Origin of the sequence: Bradyrhizobium sp. McL0615, from assembly GCF_049993905.1 — a bacterium.
In the GTDB taxonomy this organism is placed as follows: Bacteria; Pseudomonadota; Alphaproteobacteria; order Rhizobiales; family Xanthobacteraceae; genus Bradyrhizobium.
The window spans coordinates 4,097,258-4,118,511 of record NZ_CP188254.1; the positions used below are offsets into that span (position 1 = coordinate 4,097,258).

Here is a 21,254-nt window from a genome sequence, read left to right on the forward strand (position 1 = left end):
ACCGCGTCACGAACCCGCTAGCTCAACGGCAAGCCGCTAATATGTCCTCCATCCTCGTTCAGGTAATCGTCGGCGGGCTGTTGCTCGGCGCGGTCTACGCGCTGTTCTCGTCCGGCCTCACACTGATCTGGGGCATGATGAACATCGTCAATTTTGCCCATGGCGATTTCGTCATGCTGGGCATGTATGTCGCGTTCGTGGTGTGGACGGTGCTCGGCGTCGGGCCGTTCGTCGGCGCGCCTGCGGCGGCGCTGGTGCTGGCGACGCTCGGCATCATCGTTTACTTCGGGCTGATCCGCAGCGTAATGAAGGGGCCCATGCTGGCCCAGATCCTCGGCACCTTCGGACTCGCACTGCTGCTGCGTTACTCCGTGTTCTGGGGTTTCGGTGCCAACTTCCTGACGCTGCCGGAAAATCTGGTTGGCGGCACCTATGATGTGTTTGGCATCAAGCTGCAGGCCTCGCGCCTGCTGGCCGGCGTCGTCGCCTTGCTGGTGACCCTGGGGCTGCATTTGCTCCTGACGCGGACGTCACTGGGCTCAAAAATGCTCGCGGTCGCCGAGGATGCCACCGCAGCGCAGTTGATGGGCATCCGCCCCGACAGCATGCAGGCGATCGCCTGGGCGATCGCAGCCGGCGCCACGGGACTGGCCGGCGCGCTGATCGCAACATTCTTCTACATCGCGCCGACCGTCGGCGAGACGCTGGGCATCGTCGCCTTTGTCACGGTGTCGCTCGGCGGTTTCGGCAGCGTGCCGGGCGCGCTGGTCGCGGGGCTTCTGATCGGCGTCATCGAATCGGTGTCGGCCTACTGGATCGGCGCGGTCTACAAGGACATCGTTGTGTATTCGCTGTTCCTGTGTTTCCTCTGGTTCCGGCCGCAAGGCCTGATGGGCAAGATGTAATGCGGCGCTTCATCTGGCCCTCGGTCGCGCTCGCGCTTGTCATTCTCTATCCGCTGCTGTTCACGACGCCGTTCCAGCAGCGGCTCGGCGCGCTGATCCTGCTCTATGCGATCGCGGCTTCCGCCTGGAACATCATTGGCGGCTACGCCGGGCAGGTGTCGGTCGGGCATGTCGTCTTCTTCGGCTGCGGCGCCTATGCCTCGATGGCGGCGTACGCGCATTTCGGCTTGCCACCCCTGGTCGGGATACCCGTCGGCATCGCTGCCGCGGTTCTGATCGCTGCCGTCATCGGCGTTCCGACATTGCGACTGTCCGGGCATTATTTCAGCATGGCGACGATTGCGGTTGCCGAACTCGCGCGTCTGATCGTGACCAACGTGGACGTTCTCGGCGCCGCCGTCGGCCTCAGCGGTCCAACCGTGCCGCGCACCGTGTTCGATCTCTCCTTCATCTCGGCCTTGCCGTATTACTATCTGTTTCTTGCCGTTCTCCTCGTTACCCTCGGCATCACTTGGTGGATGACTAATAGCCGGATGGGATTTTATCTGCGCGCCATCAAGGATTCCGAACGCGCGGCGCGCTCGCTTGGCGCACCTGCGAGCCGCACCAAGCTCTATGCCTTCATGCTGAGCGCCGGGCTGACCAGCGTCGCCGGCGCGCTTTATTCGATGATGTTCGGGTTCGTCGATCCCGAATCCGGACTCGGCATCCTCATTTCGGTGAAAATACTGATCATGGCGGCGCTGGGTGGTGCCGGGCTGTTGTTCGGGCCGCTGGTGGGCGCGGCGATCCTGGTGCCGCTGGAGGAAATCTCCAACAACGTTCTGGGCGGCAAGGGCGCGGGCCTCACCTTCGTTGTTTACGGCGCCATCATCGTGATCATCGCCCGGTTCCAGCCGGGCGGCATTCTGGCCCTGATCAATCGGCTATGGGACAGGCGCAAGCCTGCTGCAGCAGCGAAAGGAGCTGCCCATGCTCCTTGAAGCCCGCGACGTCACCAAGGCCTTTGGCAGCTTCAAGGCCGTCGATTCCGCCAGCGTCACGCTGGAGCCCGGTGACATTCTCGGCCTGATCGGGCCGAACGGCGCCGGCAAGTCGACCTTCTTCAATTGCCTGACCGGCGATCTCGTTTCGACCTCGGGCAAGGTGCTGTTCGAAGGCCATGACATCACCAGCATGACACCGGAGGCGAGGGCGCAACTCGGGCTGGCGCGCACCTTCCAGGTGCCGCAGACCTTCGAAGGCATGACGGTGCTGGAGAACGTCATGATCGGGGCGTTCCTGCGCACCCCGCACCGGGCGCAGGCCGAAGCGAAAGCCCGCGCCGTGCTGGAGCGCGTCGGCATGAGCCGGCTGGCGGATGCGCCGGCGCGTTCGCTCGGCACGCCCGGCCGCAAGCGGCTGGAGATCGCACGCGCGCTCGCCACCGAACCCAAAGTGCTGCTGCTCGACGAAGCCATGGCCGGCCTTACCCAGCAGGAGGTAAAACTCGCGATCGACCTGGTGCGCGACATCCACCGCTCCGGCATTACGCTCGTCATTGTCGAGCACATCATGGAAGTGATCATGTCGCTGGCGAGCCGGGTGGTGGTGTTCCACCAAGGCAAGGAGATCGCGCGCGGCAGCCCGCGCGAAGTCACCGCCAACCCTGCCGTCATCGCCGCCTATCTCGGCACCCGCGCCGCCAAGGCGGCCGCGGGCCATACGCCGATCGAGCTGATGGGCGGGCCGGCGACATGAGCGAGCACTTGCTCCACATCGACAATCTCGAGGTGCGCTACGGCGACCTGATCGGCGTCTCCGACGTGTCGCTCCAGGTGCCCGAGGGCAGCGTGGTGGCGTTGCTCGGTTCCAATGGCGGCGGCAAGACCACGGTGCTCAACGCCATCGCCGGTCTCATCCCCGTGCACAACGGATCGATCCGCTTCAATGGCGAGGAGATCGGCGGCCAGCACGCGTTTGCGATCGTCCGCAAGGGGCTTGCGCTATCGCCGGAGGGCTGGCGGCTGTTCGTGCAGCAGAGCGTGGAGAATAACCTCTTGCTCGGCGCCACCCCGTTGCGCGACAAGGCGCGCGCGGCTGCGCTGCTGGAACGCGTCTATGAAATATTTCCAAAATTGAAGGAGCGGCGTACCCAGCGCGCCGGCACCATGTCCGGCGGCGAGCGGCAGATGCTGGCGGTCGGCCGCGCCTTGATGAGCGATCCAAAACTATTGATGCTGGACGAGCCGTCACTGGGGCTGGCGCCGGCCGTGGTCGAGTCCATGTACGAGACGTTCGGGAGGCTACATCGCGAAGGGCTGACCATCCTGCTTGCCGAACAGTCGATCGAACTGGCGCTGGAAGTCTCCGATTTCGCGACCGTGCTGCAGGTCGGCAAGAGCGTGCTGTCCGGCACCGCCGCGGCGCTGGCGCAGGACCCGCAGGTGCAGAAGGCTTATCTGGGGACTTGAACGCGAAGACTCGTAGGATGGGTAGAGCGCAGCGAAACCCATCATCGTTCCCGCGACGGCGGTTGATGGGTTTCGCTGCGCTCTACCCATCCTACGGATCTCGAACTATCGCTTGCGCGTGCGTGAACCGTTATCGGCCATCTCCGCCTGCAGCAACAGCAACAGGCATCCCGCCAGCCGTTCCTCCAGCTCCCCGTCATGAATGGATAGCGGTCCGGGATTGTTGAGGATGGCGTTAATTAGCGTTCCCAGCACGACCTGAAAGCCGAAGGCGATGGCGCGCGTCTTCGCCGCCTTGCGGCCCGGCCCCATGACCCGGAGCAGGATCGGCGTGGCATTGGCCACATTGGCGCGCGCCAGCTCCTTGAAGGTCGACCACTGGTCCGGTTTGGTGTCGTCGTGCTGGAGCGCGGCGCGCAGCACGCCTTCATGGTTGCGGATCCAGCCGATCGTCCCGCGGACCAGGAGGCGGCCGAGCTCGCCGAGATCGGCGCCGGCCAGCCGCTTGTCTTCCTTCATGCGCGACAGCCTGCTTTCGCCGTCACGCGCGGCAAGCGCCATCAGGGCATTGAAATAGGCGTCCTTGCTCTCGAACCGGCTGTAGAAGGCGCCGACGGTGGCGCCGACCTTTCGGCACAGCGCATCGATCGACAATTCCCCGAGGCTGTGCGTGCGCAACATCTCCGCGCCGGCCTGGAACAGGGCGGCCGTGGTCTCGCGGCTGCGCTGCTGCCGCGACGGGGTCACGCCGGGGAGATCGAGTTCGGGCGGTCGCTGCATCGGGAACTTGCGTCTCGGTTCGAAATAATCATAATGATAATTCGGATTATGCTTTTAGGCAATGCGGCGGCAGGCAGCATTGCCGTGACCCCGGCGAGCCGCAGGATCAACCGCGGTCGCATCGAAGATGCGGAGGAAAACATGGTGGCAGGCAGCGCAAAACCGTTCGGCGGCACGATCGGCAAAACGGTGGCTGGCTCAAAACCGTGGTGGCCGTCAGCGCCGAAGCCGCCCCAAGGCGCGCCGAATATTCTCGTCGTGTTGTTCGACGACGTCGGATTCTCCGATTTCGGCTGCTACGGCTCGGCGATCAGGACGCCGACCATCGACAAGCTCGCCGCCGAAGGCCTTCGCTATTCGGGCTTCCACACCACCGCGATGTGTTCGACGACGCGCGCGGCGCTGCTCACCGGTCGCAACCATCATTCGGTCGGCGTCGGCTGTCTCGCCAATTTCGATAGCGGCTATCCCGGATATCGCGGCAAGATCGCGCGCGAGGCGGGGACGCTGGCGGAAATGCTGCGGCCGCACGGCTATCGCAACTACATGGTCGGCAAATGGCATGTCACGCCTTTGACCGAAAGCGGCGCGACCGGGCCGTTCGACGGCTGGCCGCTCGGCCGTGGCTTTGATCGCTTCTATGGCTTCCTCGATGCCGAGACCGATCAATTTGCGCCGGAACTGGTTTCCGACAACACCCATATCGATCCGCCCGGGGTCTATGCGGATGGCTATCACCTGACGTCCGATTTGATTGACCAGTCGGTCCGGTTCATCGCCGACCACACCGCCGACCGTCCCGATATCCCGTGGCTGACCTGGGTGGCGCTCGGCGCCTGCCACGCACCGCATCAGGCGCCGATGGACGTCATCAAGAGCTATGATGCGATGTTCACCCATGGCTGGGACGTCGAGCGCGAGCAGCGAATGGCGCGGCAGAAGGCGATGGGGATCGTGCTGCCGGAAACCCGATTGCCCGGACGCAATGACGGCGTGAAGGCGTGGGAAGAGCACAGTGCCGACGAAAAGCGTGTCTTCACGCGGCTGCAGGCGGCCTTCGCCGGTATGCTCGATCACGCCGACCAGCATCTGGCGCGGTTGATCGCGTTCCTCGATACGGCCGGCATCCGCGACAACACACTGGTCCTGGTTTTGTCCGATAATGGCGCGAGCCAGGAGGGCGGGCCGCTCGGCTTCGTCAACGCGATGGGGCCGTATAATTTCCGTCCCGAACCGATCGCGGAAAAGCTGCGCCGGATCGACGATATCGGCGGGCCGGATTCGCACAGTAACTTTCCGCACGGATGGGCGATGGCGTCGAACACGCCGCTGCGCCGCTACAAGCAGAACACCCATGGCGGCGGCATCCGCGATCCCTTCGTCATGACCTGGCCGAAGAAGATCGCCGCCAAAGGCGAGGTGCGCCATCAATTCGTCCATGCCTGCGATCTGACGCCGACCTTGCTCGACCTGATCGGGATCGCGCCGCCAGCCGAAATTGGCGGCGTTGCGCAGATGCCGATCGAAGGCGAGAGCTTTGCGCGCTCGGTCACCGATCCATCCGCGCCGTCAAAATCTTCCTCGCAATACTTTGAAATGTTTGGCCATCGCGGCATATGGCAGGACGGCTGGAAGGCGGTCTCCTTCCATCCCTCCGGCACCCCGTTCGAGAACGACAAATGGGAGCTGTTTCACCTGGCGCAGGATTTTTCGGAAACCAACGATCTGGCCGCGCAACAGCCCGAGCGGCTTGAGGCGATGATCAAGCTGTGGTGGAGCGAGGCCGAGAAGCACAATGTGCTGCCGCTCGACGACCGCTTCGGCCCGCGCTTTGCGGAAAACGCCGCGCGCTTCCATGGCGCGCGCAACAAATTCACCTTTCACGCCGGCATGGGCCACGTGCCGACCGACGTGGCGCCCGACGTGCGCAGCCGCAGTTACACCATCGAAGCCCATGTGGAGATCGGCGCGGAGGGCGCCGAGGGCGTGCTGATCGCCCATGGCGACGCGACGTCAGGCTACAGTCTCTACATCAAGGACGGTTTCCTGGTGCACGATCTCAATATCGGCGGCGGCCATGAGATCGTGACCTCGAATCGCAAGGTGCCGTCCGGCGCGCATCGGTTCGGCGTGCACGTCGAGCGCCTGGTGCGAAAGGAGCCGCCGGCCAAAGGCTCCCGCACCGGCGTGACGGCTTATACGCTGCTGATCGACGGCGAGGCGGCGGGCGCGATCCAGACCCAGTCTGCCTTCAACAATTTCATCTCGTGGTCCGGTCTCGACATCGGCCGCGACCGTTCCAGCCCGGTCTCGCACTACGCGGCGCCGTTCGAATTCACCGGGCAGTTGCTGAAGGTGACGGTCGACATGCACGACGACCAGAAGCTGGATGGCGAGGGGGTAGGGGCTGCGGAGATGGCAAGGCAGTAGCGCCGCCATTACGAGGAGCAGGCGGCACGACACCCACCGTCATTGCGAGCGCAGCGAAGCAATCCATGCATCGGCGGGTGCGGAAGCATGGATTGCTTCGTCGCTTCGCTCCTCGCAATGACGCGCGTGTCGGCTACAGAGCCGGGTCAGTCATCAAGTCATTCGGCCGCTTGCTTGACCGAGGCTTGCGCGCCCGGATGCGTCCGATGATCGGAATCCGCCGATCGTCCCCAGCCGGCGAACCTGTTCGAGAGCCGGTCGAGATAGAGATAGACCACCGGCGTGGTGAACAGTGTCAGCGCCTGGCTGACGATCAGGCCGCCGACCATGGCATAGCCGAGCGGCTGACGGATTTCCGATCCGGTGCCGGTGCCGAGCATCAGCGGCACGCCGCCAAGCAGCGCCGCCATCGTCGTCATCATGATCGGGCGGAAACGCAATAGCGCCGCCTTGCGGATCGCGGCCTCGGGCTCGAGGTTCTCGTCGCGCTCGGCGGTGATGGCGAAATCAACCATCATGATGCCGTTCTTCTTCACGATGCCGATCAAAAGCACGATGCCGATCAAGGCGATCAGGCTGAAGTCGAACCCGAACAGCATCAGGATCGCGAGCGCGCCGACGCCGGCCGACGGCAGCGTCGACAGGATCGTGATCGGGTGGATGTAGCTCTCGTAGAGAATGCCGAGGATCAGATACACCACGACAAGCGCCGCGAGGATCAGCAGCGGAACGGTGCCGAGCGACTGCTGAAACGCCTGCGCGGTGCCCTGGAAGCTCGAACTCAGCGTGGTCGGGGCGCCGAGCTCGACCATCGCCTTTTGCACCGCGTCGGTGGCCTGGCCCAGCGCCGCGCCCTGGGCGAGGTTGAAGCTGATGGTGATCGCCGGAAACTGGCCCTGATGGCTGATCGACAGCGGCCGCACCGGCACGCTGGTCCAGGTGGCGAAGGTCGACAGCGGCACCTGGTCGCCGGTGGTCGGCGATTTCACGTAGATCTTGTTCAGCGTATCGAGGCTGGCCTGCAGTTCAGGCAGCACTTCGAGGATCACGTGATAGCTGTTGAGCTGCGTGAAATACTGCGTCACCTGGCGCTGGCCGAAGGCGTCGTACAGCGTGTCGTCGATCAGTTGCGGCTGGATGCCGTAACGCGCGGCGGTGTCGCGGTTGATCTTGAGCTGCAGCGTGGTTCCGTTGGTCTGCTGGTCGGTCGCGACGTCGCGCAGCTCGGGCAGCGTCTGCATCTTCGCCAGGATCTTTGGCGCCCATTCGTTTAATTCGGCCAGATTGGCGTCTTGCAGCGTGAACTCGAACTGGGTTCGCGTCGGCCGGCCGCCGAGCCGCACGTCCTGGGCGGCCTGCATATAGAGCCGGGCGCCCTCGACCTTCTCCAGTTGGGGGCGCAGGCGGGAGATGATCTGTTGGGCGGTTGCCTTGCGTTCGTTGCGCGGCTTGAGCGTGATGAACATGTTGCCGTTGTTGCCGGCCCTGCCGCTGCCGCCGATATTCATCGCGATGGTCGCGACGTCAGGATCGGCCATGACGATCTTGCCGAGTTCCTCCTGATGCCGCTTCATGTCGGCAAAGGAAATATCCTGATTGGCTTCCGATGTCGCGCTGATCAGGCCCACGTCCTGCTGCGGAAAGAAGCCTTTCGGGATGATCACGAAAAGATAGACGGACAATCCGAGTGTCGCAAAGAAGATCATCAACGTCGCGAATTTCCAGCGCAGCGCCAGATCGAGACCTCGCTCGTAGGCACGGAGCATGGCATCGAACGCATTTTCACTCCATTGATAGAAGCGGCCGTGCTTGGTCTCATGATGCGCGCGCAGGAACCGCGAGGCCATCATCGGCGTCAGTGTCAGCGATACGATCATCGACACGAAGATCGTCATCGCGAGCGTGACCGCGAACTCGCGGAACAGGCGGCCGATGATTCCGCCCATCAACAGCAGCGGGATCAGCACGGCGACCAGCGAAATCGAGATCGACACGATCGTGAAACCGATTTCCTTGGCGCCCTTGAAGGCCGCCGCCATCGGCTTTTCGCCTTCCTCGATATAACGGGTGATGTTTTCCAGCATCACGATGGCGTCGTCGACCACGAAGCCGACGGCGATCGTCAGGGCCATCAGCGACAGATTGTCGAGCGAATAGCCGAACGCCCACATCAGCGCGCAGGCGCCGAGCAGCGCCAGCGGCACCGTGATGGTCGGAATGACCGTGGCCCAGAAGCTGCGCAGGAAGATGAAGATCACCATCACGACCAGCGCAATGGTCAGGAGCAGGGTGAATTGCACGTCCTCCACCGCGGCGCGGATGGTCTGAGTGCGGTCGCTGATCACCTCGATTTTGATCGAGGGCGGGATCGCAGCGACCAGTCGCGGCAGCGTCGCCTTGATCTTGTCGACGGTCTCGATGACGTTGGCGCCGGGCTGTTTGAACACCACCAGGAACACGCCGCGCTTGCCGTTGGCCCAAGCAGCCTGCTTGGCGTCCTCCGGGCCGGTGACGGCCTGGCCAATATCGCGGATCCGCAACGGGCCGCCGTTGCGATAGGCGACGATGACGTCATTCCAGTCCTTCGAATCCAGCAACTGGTCGTTGGCGTAGATGGTGTAGGCGCGGGTGGCGCCGTCGATGTTGCCCTTCGGGCTGTCGACGGTGGTGATCGCAATCTGGCTGCGCACGTCCTCCATCGACAGGCCCTTGGCGACGAGCTTGCCCGGATCGATCTGGATGCGGATCGCCGGCTTCTGCTGGCCGCCGATGACGACCTGGGCGACACCAGAGATCTGGCTGATCTGCTGCGCGAGCTGGGCGTCGACGGCGTCGCTGACCGTGGTCAGCGGCAGCGTATCCGACGTCGCCGACAACAGCAGGATCGGCGAGTCAGCCGGGTTGACCTTGCGATAGGTCGGCGGCGAGGGCAGGTTTTTGGGCAGCTGCCCGCCGGCGGCATTGATCGCGGCCTGCACGTCGTTGGCGGCGGCATCGATCGAGCGGTTGAGGTCGAACTGGATGGTGACCGCGGCGGTACCGAGATAGCTGGTCGAGGTCATCTGCGCGATGCCGGGGATCTGCGCCAACTGGCGCTCCAGCGGCTGCGCGACCGACGAGGCCATGGTCTCCGGGCTGCCGCCGGGCAGGGAGGCGGAGACCTGGATGGTCGGGAAGTCGACCTGCGGCAGCGGCGCCACCGGCAACAGCGGATAGGCGACGAGGCCGACGAACAGGATGCCGGCCATCATCAGCGAGGTGCCGATCGGATAGCGGATAAAGGGCGCGGAGATTCCCTCGCTCATTGCTGGCTGGCCTTCGCTGCGCCTGCATCCGAACTCGCTACCGCCGTGCTCACCAGCGCGCCGGGCTGTACTTTATATTGGCCGGACGTGATCACCTGCTGCCCCGGCGACAGACCCTCATCGACTACCGAGCGGCCGTCGATCGAATTCGTCACCTTGATCTTGCGCAGCTCGGCTTTGTTTTCCGTGTTGACGGCATACGCATAAAGGCCATCGGGGCCGTGCTGGACCGCATCGTCGGCAACGACGGTCGCGTCCTTCAGGGTCTTGATCAGCAGGCGCGTGGAAACTGATTGACCTGGCCACAGCGCATGGTCCTTGTTGTCGAACACCGCCTTCAGCCGGATCGTGCCGCTCGTGGTGTCGACCTGGTTGTTGATCAGCGCCAGCGTGCCTGTCGACAGCACGCGCTTGCCGTCGGTCGACAGCGCGATCACCTTTGGAGGGGAGGCGTTGAGCGCCGCCTTGATCGCCGGCAACTGGTCTTCCGGCGCGGTGAAGATCACCGCGATCGGCTCGATCTGGGCGATGCTCACAATGCCGGTTTGGGTCGCGGCGTTGACGATATTGCCGACGTCGACCTGGCGCAGCCCGGCGACGCCGGAGAACGGCGCCTTGATGGTGGCGTAATCGAGCTGGGTCTGCGCGTTCTCGATCGACGCCGTGTCGGCTGCGATCTGCGCCGTGAGCTGCGCGACGGTGGAGCGCTGCGTGTCGGTCTGCTGCCGGGTCGCGAACTCGCCGAGCTTGGTGAAGCGCTGGAGATCCAGGTTGGCGTTGGCAAGATTGGCCTCGTCCTGGACCTTTTTGGCCTTGGCCTGGTCGAGCGTGGCCTGGAACGGCCGCGGATCGATCTCAACCAGCGTATCGCCCTCTTTGACGAATTTGCCTTCCTGAAACGCGATCCGGTTGATCTGGCCATCGACGCGGGTACGGACCACGACGGTGTTGAAGCCCTGTACGGTGCCAAGGCCGGTCAGATAGACCGGAAAATCGGCTTTTTCGACTGGGGCGATCTTTACGGGGACGGCGATCTGGACCGGTGCACGTTTCCGGGCATTCTCGGCCGTTGCGAGCCCGTCACCGTGGAAGCGCAGCCACCCGAAATAGCCGAGGCCCGCGACGGCGGCGGCCAGCAACACCCAACGGATTGTGCGCGACTTCGACATGCAAGCTTCTTGGGTTCGGAAGACAAGTAATGGGTGATCAAAACAGTTCCCTGCGAAGCCCGATATAATATGCGTGCACTTAATGTGTAAACACACTATAACTTGAGGAATCCTAAACAATTGGAAAGGTTTGGGATCGTCACTTAGCGGACCATCTTATTCGAATGTCGCTCGATTTGAAACGCAGCTTGATCGCCCAACTCGTCGAGAGTTCGCGCCTGCTGCGCAATTACATTGACAACCGCGCCAAGGAACGCGGCACCACGCGCGCGCAGTGGATCGTGCTGTTTCGCCTTCGGCAGCAGGAGGGGCTTTCACAGGTCGATCTCGCCGATGTGCTGGAGCTGCAGCCGATTTCGCTTGTGCGTTTGCTCGATCGCCTGGTCGAACACGGACTGCTGGAGCGTCGGCCCGACCCTAAAGACCGTCGCGCCAACCGCCTGTTCCTGACCAGAAGCGGCCGCCGGCTTGTCGACGACCTCGATAGTCTGCGTGACGCGATTGCATCGGATGTGCTCCGCGACATTCCGGACGAAGCGATCCAGACGAGCCTCGACGCGCTGGTCGACGTCAAGGAACGCCTCAAGGGTCTCGGTCAGGCCTCGGATACGATCGTCGCCAAATAGTTTCAGGCGATTGCCTCTCGACGACGGCCTGACCTCGTCCGGTTTGAGCACCCCAATTTGAAACCGTTGAAACGCGATGGGATGTCGTCCATATCGCGCTCACCAAATCGCGATATCAGGGGTGCAGGATGGACGAACTGAACGGACGCATGATGGCGTGCCAGATTTTGATCACGGGATTGATTGCGCGTGTCGCGAACGAGTCGCCCGATCCCTTGCGATTCCTCACTGACTTTCGCGATGAGATCAAAGCGGTGGTGAGGGGAGTCAACATCACCGGCATGGACAACACCGATCGTGTCCGTCAGGTCGCGCAATCGACGGTCGATGAATTGTTTTCGCTGATGAAGCCGCCGAGCACCGATTGATAGTCGTGAAGCGACGATGCAATTTATGCCTGATTTCACGGCATTTCTTTCATTTTTAGAACGTTTACAAACTAACTTTAGAAACGATTCGAACTGCAGTTTAGAATCGTTGTGATTTAGAATCACTTTGATCTGGATGGATTCAACCGGACTGTCGCCCCAATCGCGTTGACCCCAAAATTTCCACTCGGTACTCACCGAGTGGGACCATTCGCTGCATGTTGATTTGCCGCGAATTGAAATGATCAGGGGCACGTAATGAATCTTGCAAAAGCACCGAGGTCGCTTCGCTTTGAAGCGGCGGTCAACTCGCTCGGTCAGACGGTTGAAAACAATTCTGGCAAGACGGTTTCCGCGGTTGCGGGCCTCATTGCGGTCGCGTCGTTTTCCGGCGCTGAAGCGCAGCAGTCCAACCTCCCGCCGGTGACGGTCGATGCCCCGGTCGCTCGCCCGCGTCCTGCCGCTTCAAAACCCTCGCCGGACCAGCTTCGCGCCCGCAGCGCGCTGCGCCGCGCCGCCCGTCGCGCGCAGCCGGCGCAAGTCGCCGCGGTGCCGTTTCCCAATGCGGGAAGCCTGGCGGCCGATCGCAACCCCTATGCGGATGCCGCCGCGCCCTACAAGGTCGATCGCGTGCAGGCCTCCGGCAAGTTTCCGGAGCCTCTGCTCAACACGCCGAAAAGCATCACCGTGCTCAGCAAGGAAGTGCTTGCCGACAAGAACATCACCTCGCTGCGCGAGATCGGCCGCTCCACCGCCGGCGTGACGCTGGGATCGGGCGAGGGCGGCAACGCCTTCGGCGACCGATTCTTCATCCGCGGTTTTGACGCGCGCAACGACGTCTTCATTGACGGCATTCGCGATCCGGCGGTCAGCATCCGCGAAAACTTCTTCACCGAGCAGATCGAGATTTTGCGTGGCCCGGCGTCGTCCTATGCCGGCCGCGGCACCGCCGGCGGCGCCATCAACATCGTCACCAAGCAGGCGGGTGATCGCAACTTCTACAACGCCGAGAGCACCTTCGGCACCGACCACACCAAGCGCGTCACGTTCGACGTCAACCAGGTGATCAGCCCGACCTTCTCGATTCGAACTGGCGGCATGTTCCAGGACGCCAACGTGGCGGGGCGCAACTATGTGACCGACGACCGCTGGGGCGGCTTCATCTCGACCAAGTGGACGCCGACCAACGACATCAAGATCACCACGAACTACGTCCACACCGACCTCAGCGGCTTGCCGGACTTCGGCGTGCCCTACTACAAGCAAGGTAACGGGCCGGTCACCGACTTCGGCATCCCGCGACAGAACTGGTACGGTTTTGCCAATCGCGACTTCCAGACCGCGCGGCAGGATTTTGGTACGCTAACCGGCGAATACAAGGTTACCGACAGCATCACGCTGACCAGCCGGACCCGCGCAGAGCATTCGCTGCTGGCCTATATCGGCACGCTGCCCAACACCACAGCGCTGCAAACGGCGAATCCCGATCCGACGAAATGGACGTTCACCGCGAGCCCGCAAAGCCGCAACCAGTGGGTCGATATCCTGGCGAACCAGGAAGAGGCCGCGTTCAAGTTCGACACGGGGTCGGTCAAGCACACGGCGGTGGTTGGGCTCGAAGTCTCCAACGAGCGCATTGGGATCGACCGCTATACGGGGCTTTCATCTGAAGCTTTTGGCCTCGTCACGCCCGGCACCGGCTCCTACGCGGGACAGTCGATCTATGCACCAAACTACACGTTCTTTCCGTTCGGCATTCCGTCGCTCATCGGAAATCCGACCCGCTATAATGTCGACAGCAAAGCCCTCTATGTCATGGACACCGCGAACTGGCAGGACACGATCATCCTGAACGGCGGCGTGCGTTATGACGGCTATGACCTGCGATCGTCGAACAACACGCAGTCCGCCACGGTCAACTCGGATTTCATCAATTATAACGTCGGCGCCGTCTTCAAGCCGCTGCCGATCGGGAGCCTCTACGCGGCCTACGCGACGTCGACCAACCCGTTCGGCTCCGAACTCGATGCGACGGGCACCGATTACGGTAGCGCTCCGCCGAACGGCACCACCATTCTTGGGCCCGAGCGTAACAAAGCTGCCGAAATCGGCACCAAGTGGGAGCTGTTCGATCGCCACCTCCTGGTGACGGGCGCGCTGTTCCATACCGAGAAGGACAATGCGCGCGAGACCGTCAACGGCGTTCTCACGTCGGGAGCGGCCTACCAGGTCGAGGGCATCGACCTCGAGGTCAGCGGTAAAATCACCGATCGCTGGAGCGTTTTCGGTGGTCTGGTGCTCATGAAGTCGAAGGTCACGCAGAGTGGGATCGCTTCCAACATCGGGCTGCAGATGGCCAACATCGCTCATGAATCCTTCAGCATGTTGAGCAAGTACAAGTTCGACGGCGGCTGGGAGCTTGGCGGGCAGGCGGTCTACCGCTCGAAGATCTATGGCGGCACCTTCGGGGCCAACACCGGCACGGAGCTACCCAGCTACTGGCGCTTCGATGCCTTCGTCGAGAAGAAGATCGACAAGAACTGGACCATGAAGCTCTACGCGCAGAACCTGACCAACAAGCTCTACTACGACACGCTCTACCGCAGCGCGGTGCCGTTCGTCGCGGTCGCGCCGGGGCGGGCGTTCTACCTCGTCACCTCGGCGAAGTTCTGACGTGCTGATATGCGTCCCCGGGGTGCTGAGCAAAGCTGATGTGGCGGATTTCCGCCGCATCATGGACGCCTCCGACTGGGAGGACGGCCGCTCCACCGCGGGGTCGCAATCGGCCATGGTCAAGCGCAACGAGCAGCTTCCGCCGGACAGCGAAGCTGCCCGCGCGCTCGGCAATCGCGTGCTGTCGGCGCTGACCGCCAGCCCCAGATTCATCTCGGCGGCGATCCCGTTGCAGATATTCCCGCCGCTATTTAATCGCTACGTGGCCTCTGGCGGGCACCATTTCGGCCTCCATGTCGACAATGCGGTGAGGGGAGATCGTCTCACCGGCAAGCGGATCCGGACCGACCTGTCGGTGACGCTGTTTCTGTCGGAACCGGATGAGTACGACGGCGGCGAACTGGTGGTGGAGGACCTCTATGGCTCACATGAAATCAAGCTCGCGGCCGGGGACCTCGTTCTTTATCCTGCGTCTAGTTTGCATCTGGTCACTCCCGTCACACGAGGTATGCGGGTGGCATCTTTTTTCTGGCTTCAGAGCATGGTACGGGATGCTCACGCCCGCAGCCTGATCTTCGATCTCGATACCTCGATCCAGGCCCTGGTGGAGCGGCTTGGGCGAGACGACCCCGAAACGGTCAAATTGACCGGTATCTATCACAACCTGATCCGCTACTGGGCCGAAGTATGAAGAACATGACTCTTTCTCGCGTGACGACCTTTGCGGTGATCTCGGCGCTGGCGATGCTGTCGCTGGCGGCGCCGTTGTCGGCCCAGCAAAGCACGACCCCGGCACCCCTGGCCCAGCAGCAGGCGCCCGCCGTATCGCAGCCTCCGGCCGCGCTGCCCCAAGCGGCTGCACCGGCCGCGCCTTCGGACGCGGCCGCCACGCCAGCGGAGCGCGAGGCCAAATTGCTGAAGGCCGCCACCGCCGAACTCAAGGAATTGTCGCCGTGGACGATGTTCAAGTCGGCCGACGTGGTGGTCAAGGCGGTCATGATCGGCCTTGCCTTTGCGTCGCTGGTGACCTGGACCATCTTCATCGCCAAGATGCTCGAGCTGACGGTCGTTCAGCGCAAGGTGCGCTCGGCACTGATCAAGATCGCTGACGCGCGGTCGCTGGCGGAAGCGCAATTCGCGCTGGGCGCCAAGGGCAGCGTGCTGGCGTCCTTCCTGGCGGCGGCGATGCGCGAGGCGCGGCTGTCGGCGGGCATCTCCAGCGATGCCGGCATCAAGGAGCGCGCCGCTTCCAGCTTTGCCGAAATCGTGCGGGCCGAGGCACGGCGGATCCGGCTCGGCATGGGCCTGTTGGCAACCATTGGCGCGACGTCGCCCTTCGTCGGTTTGTTCGGCACCGTCTGGGGCATCATGAACAGTTTTATCGGCATTTCGAAATCGCAGACCACGAACCTCGCCGTGGTGGCGCCCGGCATCGCCGAGGCGTTGCTCGCCACCGCCATCGGCCTGGTCGCGGCGATCCCCGCCGTCATCATCTACAATCACTTCGCGCGGGTGACCAAAGGCTACCTCGAACTGGTCAGCCGGGCGTCAGGTGCCGCGGGGCGGCTATTGTCGCGCGATCTCGATCGCACCCATGTCAGCGGCGGGCAGCGCGGCCGCGGAGCGGCGGAGTAGGCAATGGGCGCGTCGATCGCAGATACCGACGTCGATGACGACAGCGATTTCGCGGAATCGCATGAGATCAACGTCACGCCGTTCATCGACGTCATTCTGGTCCTGTTGATCATCTTCATGGTCGCGGCGCCCTTGTCGACCGTCGACCTGCCGATCGATTTGCCGACCTCGACCGCGACCCCGCAGAAGAAGCCGGACAAGCCTACCTATGTCAGCATCAAGCCCGATCTCTCGGTTGCGATCGGGGAAAACATGGTCAAGCGCGTCGACCTGGTACGCTCGCTCGATACGATGGCCGACATGAGCAAGGAGCGTTACATCTTCCTGCGCGCGGATCGCGCCGTGCCCTATGGCGAGTTGATGGACGTGCTCGAAATCCTGCGCGCCGGCGGCTATTCCAAGCTTAAGCTGGTGGCGCTCGAAGGCGTTCCCGAAGCAGCCGCTTCGCAAGCGGCGCCGGCAAAGCCTTGACCGGCCTCGACGAGCAAAAGCCATCCCGGCGGCTCTGGATTTCCGCCGCGGTGATCGCGCTTGCGCTTCATGTCGGCGGCGCGGCGCTGGCGATTGCACATTTGCAGACCGAAGAGTCCGACGATGCGTTGGGCGCATCGGCGATCGAGGTCGGCCTCGAACTGGCGTCGGTGCGCCGCGAGGTGACCGACCTGCCACCGGGGCCGGACACCGATGCTTCCGCCGCGTCGCCGCAGCTCAACGAGCAAAAGGCCGAGGTCAAGGAAACCGAGCTGCCGCAGGACAAGCCGACCGAACCCGAAGAGGCCGACCGGGTGGTGACGGAGAACGAGTCGAAGAAGCCGAAAGAGGATGATCCGAAGATTGCGGCGGTGCAGACCTCGGCTTCCACCGAGTCGGTTGCCGCCGAAGCCACCGCGACGCCGAGTTCGGAGGCGATTCCGGAAGGGCCGCGTTCGGTCGCGCCGGTGATCGGCACCGGCGAGAGCGCCCGGCGTGCCCGCGTGACCTGGCAGAAGGAGCTGGTCGCACATCTCGACAAGCACAAGCGATACCCGAAGGAACGGCAGCAAAAATCCGCCGAGATCCAGATTCGCTTCACACTCGACCGCCTGGGTCACGTGCTCTCGACCGATATCGAAAAAGGCTCGGGCGATGCGGCCTTCGACGAGGCCGCGCTGGCGATGGTGCGGCGTTCCGACCCGGTGCCGATGCCGCCGCCGGTCATCGCTGACGAAGGCCTGACCTTCACCTTGCCCGTGATCTTCCGCGTCAAGACCAAGAGCTGACGCTGCCCGTTGCGCTTGTTCGTAGGATGGGTAGAGCGCAGCGAAACCCATCGATCCCAGGCGCTGAGAGCTGATGGGTTTCGCTGCGCTCTACCCATCCTACTCTGTTCCCGGGGCGCTTTGCTCACCCGAGCTACCTGACCTGCTTCCCCCATGGTACGGCGTGGCCGTGAACTAGGGATGTAGAATATACGGCCGCACGCTATCCATTCTTAGTCTGAGGCACGCGATCTCCTTGTCGGAAAGGGGTCGCAAGGCGGTCCTCTTGTCTTCCCGAACGATACCCGGATAGCGCAGGATAGCCTCTTCCGCGTCACCTGCCTCGAGCGATCCAACCGCAAAAAATCTGGGATCAGGGTCCCGTCCCACCAAGCGTAGTTCGACGAGCCAACCACATTGCGCAAGTCCCGCTACCCCCGATGCATCTCCAAGCGACTGCTCCCCCAGACTGACTTGGCTGGCTATCGGATGTGGGTTTTCGATGCATGGTATCGGCGCCGGCATGGCCACGAGCCACCGAACTTCGCTGTGCCACGCTCTGTCAGACATGGCGAGACCTCTTCCTCCACTGTCAGCGGCAGACTTTCTTTTGGTTCATCATGACTGCAGGCGCAGTTTTCTCTACTTGTTAAAGGCCAGGCTAGAGCAATACCACCAGACTTCCATGGGTTTCCAAGCGAGGAAATAACTGGCTTCCGTACACTCGACGTAGCTTTTGTAATTGCGCCCATTTTTGCACGTTGAGGACCCCATGGGCCAGGCAGACCCGGAGCATCCGACCCAGGGGCGTCCCCTTGATGGGAGGCTCGATTGGCAACCACCGTCGCAACTGCTGACACCCCGCTCAATCCTGCGAAGCTTTTCCAGTACCGACTCTTCCCCTGCGGTTGGCGATGTTCCACGGGACACGGTGCGATTTACGGTGTTGCGGGTAACCGCGCGCTGCTGGGGCCTTTGTGTCCTGGCAACCGGCTTCGGCGCCTGGACCGTGATGCTCGGAAGAACAGTAGGGGCCGAGCTTGGTTCGGTTCGCGACATTGCCGTGCCGCTCAGCAGTACGGTTGACAGGACAGCGAGAGCCGAGGGCGCGACAAGGCTCGATGACATTCTCATAACTCGTTCACTCAAATCCGAAGATTCCGTCCTCGCTGCGGACACCATGTCACGTATTTCCGAAGACATGACAGACGGCGTTCAGCTGTGTGCAAGTCCCGATACCCCCGATTCATCCCTTCAAAAGCTTGCCGCTAGCGTACAGGCTGCTGCAAAACCACGACATATCAGCTGGTCTCCAGCCCACGAACATTCCGACCTCCCTACACTCCTCGTACGTTTTGAAGTTGGCTGCATTTCTGCATGTTGTCGACAAAACAAAACTACCGGGCGAGAAGCATCCAACCCAGGGTTGGTTGCCGGATCTGAAACTTGTCGGGCAACCATCGGCGCAACTGCTGTTGGCCCTGCTGGCAATCTTCTCGAACGTGGCGAACCTCGCCATCACTGCACCCGGCGCCGGGTTTGGCGATAATGGGCGATAGGCAGACGTGCTTGCCACCTGCGGCCTCTGCGGCGGTCTTGCCACCCGCCTGTGTGGCCTGGCCATCTGCTTCGGCGCGTCGATCGTGACGCCGGGAAGCAGGGCTTGCGACATGGCCGTGCCGCTCAGGCCGCATAACAATGCAGTCGCCATGATAGCGACAGCCGAGAGCGTGACCAGGCTCGATGACATCCTCATAACTCGTTCTCCCCAAATGCCGTCCCCGGTGCGGCCTGCGCTACCTGTTCCGATTCTCTGCGGTGAGCCGGAATTTCCCCCCACCCAGCATGCCGGTGCAGTACCACCATGATCGGTTTCGGTCCCAGCCCAGGAACATCTTGGTTTCTACGCATTGCGCGTAGTCCCTGTGAGTGAGTGTGTCTTTGCAGGTTGCCGAGAAAACTGAATAGTACCCCACCGATTCACTGCATCCAACCCAGGGGTCCTTGCCGCGTGGGAAGCTCGATTCACAGCCATCGTTGCAACTGCTGGCCTCTCTCTCGAGCCTGGCAAGCTTCGCCATGACAGGACCCCGGGCAGCCGACGGCGTCCCTCCCGCCGTCTGAGCCGCCGTCCGCGGGGCTGGTCCTCTCCGGAAAGTTGCACCCGTGTTTGCCGCCCGTTCCTGCCTCTGTGGCGGTCTCGCCCTTTGCTCCGGCGCCGTGACCGTGACGCTGGGAAGCGTCGAGCTTGGCGTGGTTTGCGAGGCTGCCGTGCCGCTTAGGCCGCACAATAACGAAGTTGACAGGATCGCGACAGCTGAGGGCGCGACTAGGCTTGATGACCTTCTCATGACTCGTTCTCCCAAATCCGGAAATAAATGCCGTCCCGGTGCGGACATCGTCTCACGTATCCAACCAGCCGTTCCGTTCGGTCGGCATCATGCTCCAGCGCAGTCACACGTATCTTCCACGCTCGCGACAATGCGTTCGGTCGAGCCGAGTTTTCGCCGCAACCAATCGAATACGAATTCCTTTGCAAGGGTCGGGTTGTCGATATGGCCGGGAGATGCCGCGGTCTCTTCCGTCGAAAAGACCTTCAAATCAAGCGGCGCGCCCGATCGGTTGCAGGATTCGTGGACGTCGATTGCATTCTCGACGGCGATATAATCGTGTTGTCCGATCGTCATCAGCGAAGGACATTTTAGCATCGTCGCGGAATGCACGGCTTCCGCCATCCAGACCCGCTTGCCGGCCGCTGCTTGATCGCGAACGATCCGACCTGCAAAAATGAGTTCGTGGCGGTCCCAAAGTCCCCCGTCACAAACCGCAGCGGCAAATCGATGATCGCGGCTTGCGATCCTGGTCGCGAGAGAGCTGCCCAAGCCGTCACCGTAAAGCGCGATTCTGGAGGGATCGATGTCGCCGCGCGCCAGCAGATAGTCCACCCAGCAACCGGCCGAAGCCTCGATATGAGGCGAGAGTCTGTTTTCGTCCATGGCTTCGCAGCCCGGCAGATCAATCAGTAGAAGCGATAGGCCGTTTCCAGCCGCGCTCCTTCGCATCGTACAAAGTAGCTCGTCCTTGCAGAGGTCGATCCCGCCGAGACAGACCACGACCGGCATCAACGGGCGAGCGCCCGGAGCGCTGATGAAATATCCTTCCAGGGAGCGGCCGCCCTGGTATGGAATCTTGACGACCTCGCCCCTCGGGCTGATATGTTCGAGATAGTGGCGCGAGCACCGTCTCATGCTTCGCAACAGAAACTCGCGCCTCGGATCCTTCTCATCCATGAATAGCTCGGCGCAGCGGTAATAGTTCGATGCCCGCAGCCAGTTGCTGGTCGCCGCATTGAAGCCACCCCGGGCATGTGCTTCATCGCCGCGCGCACGGTTGATATCGGCGGCGCTTTTCCAGGCTTCGTGCCAGCTTTCGTCGTCGCCAGGCGTAATCAGCCTTGCGGCGAAAAAACATTCCGAGATGGTGCTCGCGCCCTCCTGTGCTGCACCGAGCATCCGCATGAACTGAAACGAATAGGCCTCGTCGTCGGGCCATTGCAGCCATCCCGCGTCGCTGTAGCAGGGCGACGCGGACCGCATTTTTGGTCCGCCCAATTTGGCCTCGGCTGGCAACGCGAGCATGTCCTTGTCCGGGTCGAGCGACACCGCTTTCTCC

The 21,254-nt window shown here is 62.6% G+C and carries 17 protein-coding genes; 13 read left to right on the forward strand and 4 right to left on the reverse strand.

The features are described 5' to 3' along the window. Window positions 1–41: 41 nt before the first annotated feature. From ACPPVP_RS19240 to ACPPVP_RS19255, 4 genes are read left to right on the forward strand one after another with little or no spacing between them, the layout of a single operon-like run. Window positions 42–905, forward strand: a complete 864-nt coding sequence (locus tag ACPPVP_RS19240; RefSeq protein WP_426537041.1) for a branched-chain amino acid ABC transporter permease — start codon at window positions 42–44, stop codon at window positions 903–905. After that, window positions 905–1,888, forward strand: coding sequence for a branched-chain amino acid ABC transporter permease (locus ACPPVP_RS19245; protein ID WP_426537043.1), 984 nt, complete (start codon window positions 905–907; stop codon window positions 1,886–1,888). The genes ACPPVP_RS19240 and ACPPVP_RS19245 overlap by 1 nt, the downstream gene beginning before the upstream one ends. Continuing rightward, on the forward strand, window positions 1,878–2,645 hold the full coding sequence (locus ACPPVP_RS19250) for an ABC transporter ATP-binding protein (RefSeq protein WP_426537045.1): 768 nt from the start codon (window positions 1,878–1,880) through the stop codon (window positions 2,643–2,645). Before ACPPVP_RS19245 ends, ACPPVP_RS19250 begins: the two co-directional genes overlap by 11 nt. Then, window positions 2,642–3,358, forward strand: coding sequence for an ABC transporter ATP-binding protein (locus tag ACPPVP_RS19255; RefSeq protein WP_426537047.1), 717 nt, complete (start codon window positions 2,642–2,644; stop codon window positions 3,356–3,358). Before ACPPVP_RS19250 ends, ACPPVP_RS19255 begins: the two co-directional genes overlap by 4 nt. 105 nt (window positions 3,359–3,463) lie before the next feature. On the opposite strand, the gene ACPPVP_RS19260 is transcribed toward ACPPVP_RS19255, so the two are convergent. Further along, a complete protein-coding gene (locus tag ACPPVP_RS19260) occupies window positions 3,464–4,138 on the reverse strand; it encodes a TetR/AcrR family transcriptional regulator (protein ID WP_426537049.1) in 675 nt (224 codons plus the stop codon). Between the two features lie 141 nt (window positions 4,139–4,279). On the opposite strand from ACPPVP_RS19260, the gene ACPPVP_RS19265 reads away from it, so the two are divergent. Continuing rightward, window positions 4,280–6,568, forward strand: a complete 2,289-nt coding sequence (locus ACPPVP_RS19265; protein WP_426537051.1) for an arylsulfatase — start codon at window positions 4,280–4,282, stop codon at window positions 6,566–6,568. Window positions 6,569–6,726: 158 nt separating this feature from the next. On the opposite strand, the gene ACPPVP_RS19270 is transcribed toward ACPPVP_RS19265, so the two are convergent. Both ACPPVP_RS19270 and ACPPVP_RS19275 read right to left on the reverse strand, forming a co-directional pair. After that, window positions 6,727–9,873 carry a multidrug efflux RND transporter permease subunit gene (locus ACPPVP_RS19270; RefSeq protein WP_426537053.1) on the reverse strand — a complete coding sequence of 1,049 codons (3,147 nt, stop codon included), beginning with the start codon at window positions 9,871–9,873 and terminating at the stop codon, window positions 6,727–6,729. After that, on the reverse strand, window positions 9,870–11,042 hold the full coding sequence (locus ACPPVP_RS19275; RefSeq protein WP_426537055.1) for an efflux RND transporter periplasmic adaptor subunit: 1,173 nt from the start codon (window positions 11,040–11,042) through the stop codon (window positions 9,870–9,872). Before ACPPVP_RS19275 ends, ACPPVP_RS19270 begins: the two co-directional genes overlap by 4 nt. 164 nt (window positions 11,043–11,206) lie before the next feature. Between ACPPVP_RS19275 and ACPPVP_RS19280 the strand changes: the two genes are divergently transcribed. The 8 genes from ACPPVP_RS19280 (at window position 11,207) to ACPPVP_RS19315 (ending at window position 19,141) form a co-directional block, all read left to right on the forward strand. Beyond that, window positions 11,207–11,668, forward strand: coding sequence for a MarR family winged helix-turn-helix transcriptional regulator (locus ACPPVP_RS19280; protein ID WP_426537057.1), 462 nt, complete (start codon window positions 11,207–11,209; stop codon window positions 11,666–11,668). A gap of 128 nt (window positions 11,669–11,796) precedes the next feature. Further along, a complete protein-coding gene (locus ACPPVP_RS19285; protein WP_426537059.1) occupies window positions 11,797–12,036 on the forward strand; it encodes a hypothetical protein in 240 nt (79 codons plus the stop codon). A 258-nt stretch (window positions 12,037–12,294) separates the two neighbouring features. Then, entirely contained in the window at window positions 12,295–14,709 is a 2,415-nt protein-coding gene (locus ACPPVP_RS19290; protein ID WP_426537061.1) for a TonB-dependent receptor domain-containing protein, read from the forward strand. Window position 14,710: 1 nt separating this feature from the next. After that, window positions 14,711–15,400 carry a Fe2+-dependent dioxygenase gene (locus ACPPVP_RS19295; RefSeq protein ID WP_426537063.1) on the forward strand — a complete coding sequence of 230 codons (690 nt, stop codon included), beginning with the start codon at window positions 14,711–14,713 and terminating at the stop codon, window positions 15,398–15,400. 5 nt (window positions 15,401–15,405) lie between these two features. Continuing rightward, window positions 15,406–16,344, forward strand: coding sequence for a tonB-system energizer ExbB (gene exbB, locus ACPPVP_RS19300; protein ID WP_426537065.1), 939 nt, complete (start codon window positions 15,406–15,408; stop codon window positions 16,342–16,344). Between the two features lie 3 nt (window positions 16,345–16,347). Continuing rightward, window positions 16,348–16,815: a TonB system transport protein ExbD gene (gene exbD / locus ACPPVP_RS19305; RefSeq protein ID WP_426537067.1), complete on the forward strand. Its 468-nt coding sequence runs from the start codon at window positions 16,348–16,350 to the stop codon at window positions 16,813–16,815. Then, window positions 16,812–17,603: an energy transducer TonB family protein gene (locus tag ACPPVP_RS19310; RefSeq protein ID WP_426537069.1), complete on the forward strand. Its 792-nt coding sequence runs from the start codon at window positions 16,812–16,814 to the stop codon at window positions 17,601–17,603. The genes exbD and ACPPVP_RS19310 overlap by 4 nt, the downstream gene beginning before the upstream one ends. A 1,340-nt stretch (window positions 17,604–18,943) precedes the next feature. Next, window positions 18,944–19,141, forward strand: coding sequence for a hypothetical protein (locus tag ACPPVP_RS19315; RefSeq protein WP_426537071.1), 198 nt, complete (start codon window positions 18,944–18,946; stop codon window positions 19,139–19,141). Window positions 19,142–20,020: 879 nt separating this feature from the next. Here the strand turns inward: ACPPVP_RS19315 and ACPPVP_RS19320 are convergent. Then, window positions 20,021–21,244 carry an alpha/beta hydrolase family protein gene (locus ACPPVP_RS19320; RefSeq protein ID WP_426537073.1) on the reverse strand — a complete coding sequence of 408 codons (1,224 nt, stop codon included), beginning with the start codon at window positions 21,242–21,244 and terminating at the stop codon, window positions 20,021–20,023. Window positions 21,245–21,254: the final 10 nt, after the last annotated feature.

Excerpts from the sequence above, each read along its gene's own strand:
- ACPPVP_RS19275 (WP_426537055.1), bottom strand. The coding sequence starts at position 11,042 with ATGTCGAAGTCGCGCACAATCCGTTGGGTGTTGCTGGCCGCCGCCGTC.
- exbD (WP_426537067.1), top strand. The coding sequence starts at position 16,348 with ATGGGCGCGTCGATCGCAGATACCGACGTCGATGACGACAGCGATTTC.
- ACPPVP_RS19250 (WP_426537045.1), top strand. The coding sequence starts at position 1,878 with ATGCTCCTTGAAGCCCGCGACGTCACCAAGGCCTTTGGCAGCTTCAAG.
- ACPPVP_RS19245 (WP_426537043.1), top strand. The coding sequence starts at position 905 with ATGCGGCGCTTCATCTGGCCCTCGGTCGCGCTCGCGCTTGTCATTCTC.
- ACPPVP_RS19265 (WP_426537051.1), top strand. The coding sequence starts at position 4,280 with ATGGTGGCAGGCAGCGCAAAACCGTTCGGCGGCACGATCGGCAAAACG.
- ACPPVP_RS19280 (WP_426537057.1), top strand. The coding sequence starts at position 11,207 with ATGTCGCTCGATTTGAAACGCAGCTTGATCGCCCAACTCGTCGAGAGT.
- ACPPVP_RS19255 (WP_426537047.1), top strand. The coding sequence starts at position 2,642 with ATGAGCGAGCACTTGCTCCACATCGACAATCTCGAGGTGCGCTACGGC.
- ACPPVP_RS19285 (WP_426537059.1), top strand. The coding sequence starts at position 11,797 with ATGGACGAACTGAACGGACGCATGATGGCGTGCCAGATTTTGATCACG.
- ACPPVP_RS19260 (WP_426537049.1), bottom strand. The coding sequence starts at position 4,138 with ATGCAGCGACCGCCCGAACTCGATCTCCCCGGCGTGACCCCGTCGCGG.
- ACPPVP_RS19290 (WP_426537061.1), top strand. The coding sequence starts at position 12,295 with ATGAATCTTGCAAAAGCACCGAGGTCGCTTCGCTTTGAAGCGGCGGTC.
- ACPPVP_RS19240 (WP_426537041.1), top strand. The coding sequence starts at position 42 with ATGTCCTCCATCCTCGTTCAGGTAATCGTCGGCGGGCTGTTGCTCGGC.
- exbB (WP_426537065.1), top strand. The coding sequence starts at position 15,406 with ATGACTCTTTCTCGCGTGACGACCTTTGCGGTGATCTCGGCGCTGGCG.
- ACPPVP_RS19270 (WP_426537053.1), bottom strand. The coding sequence starts at position 9,873 with ATGAGCGAGGGAATCTCCGCGCCCTTTATCCGCTATCCGATCGGCACC.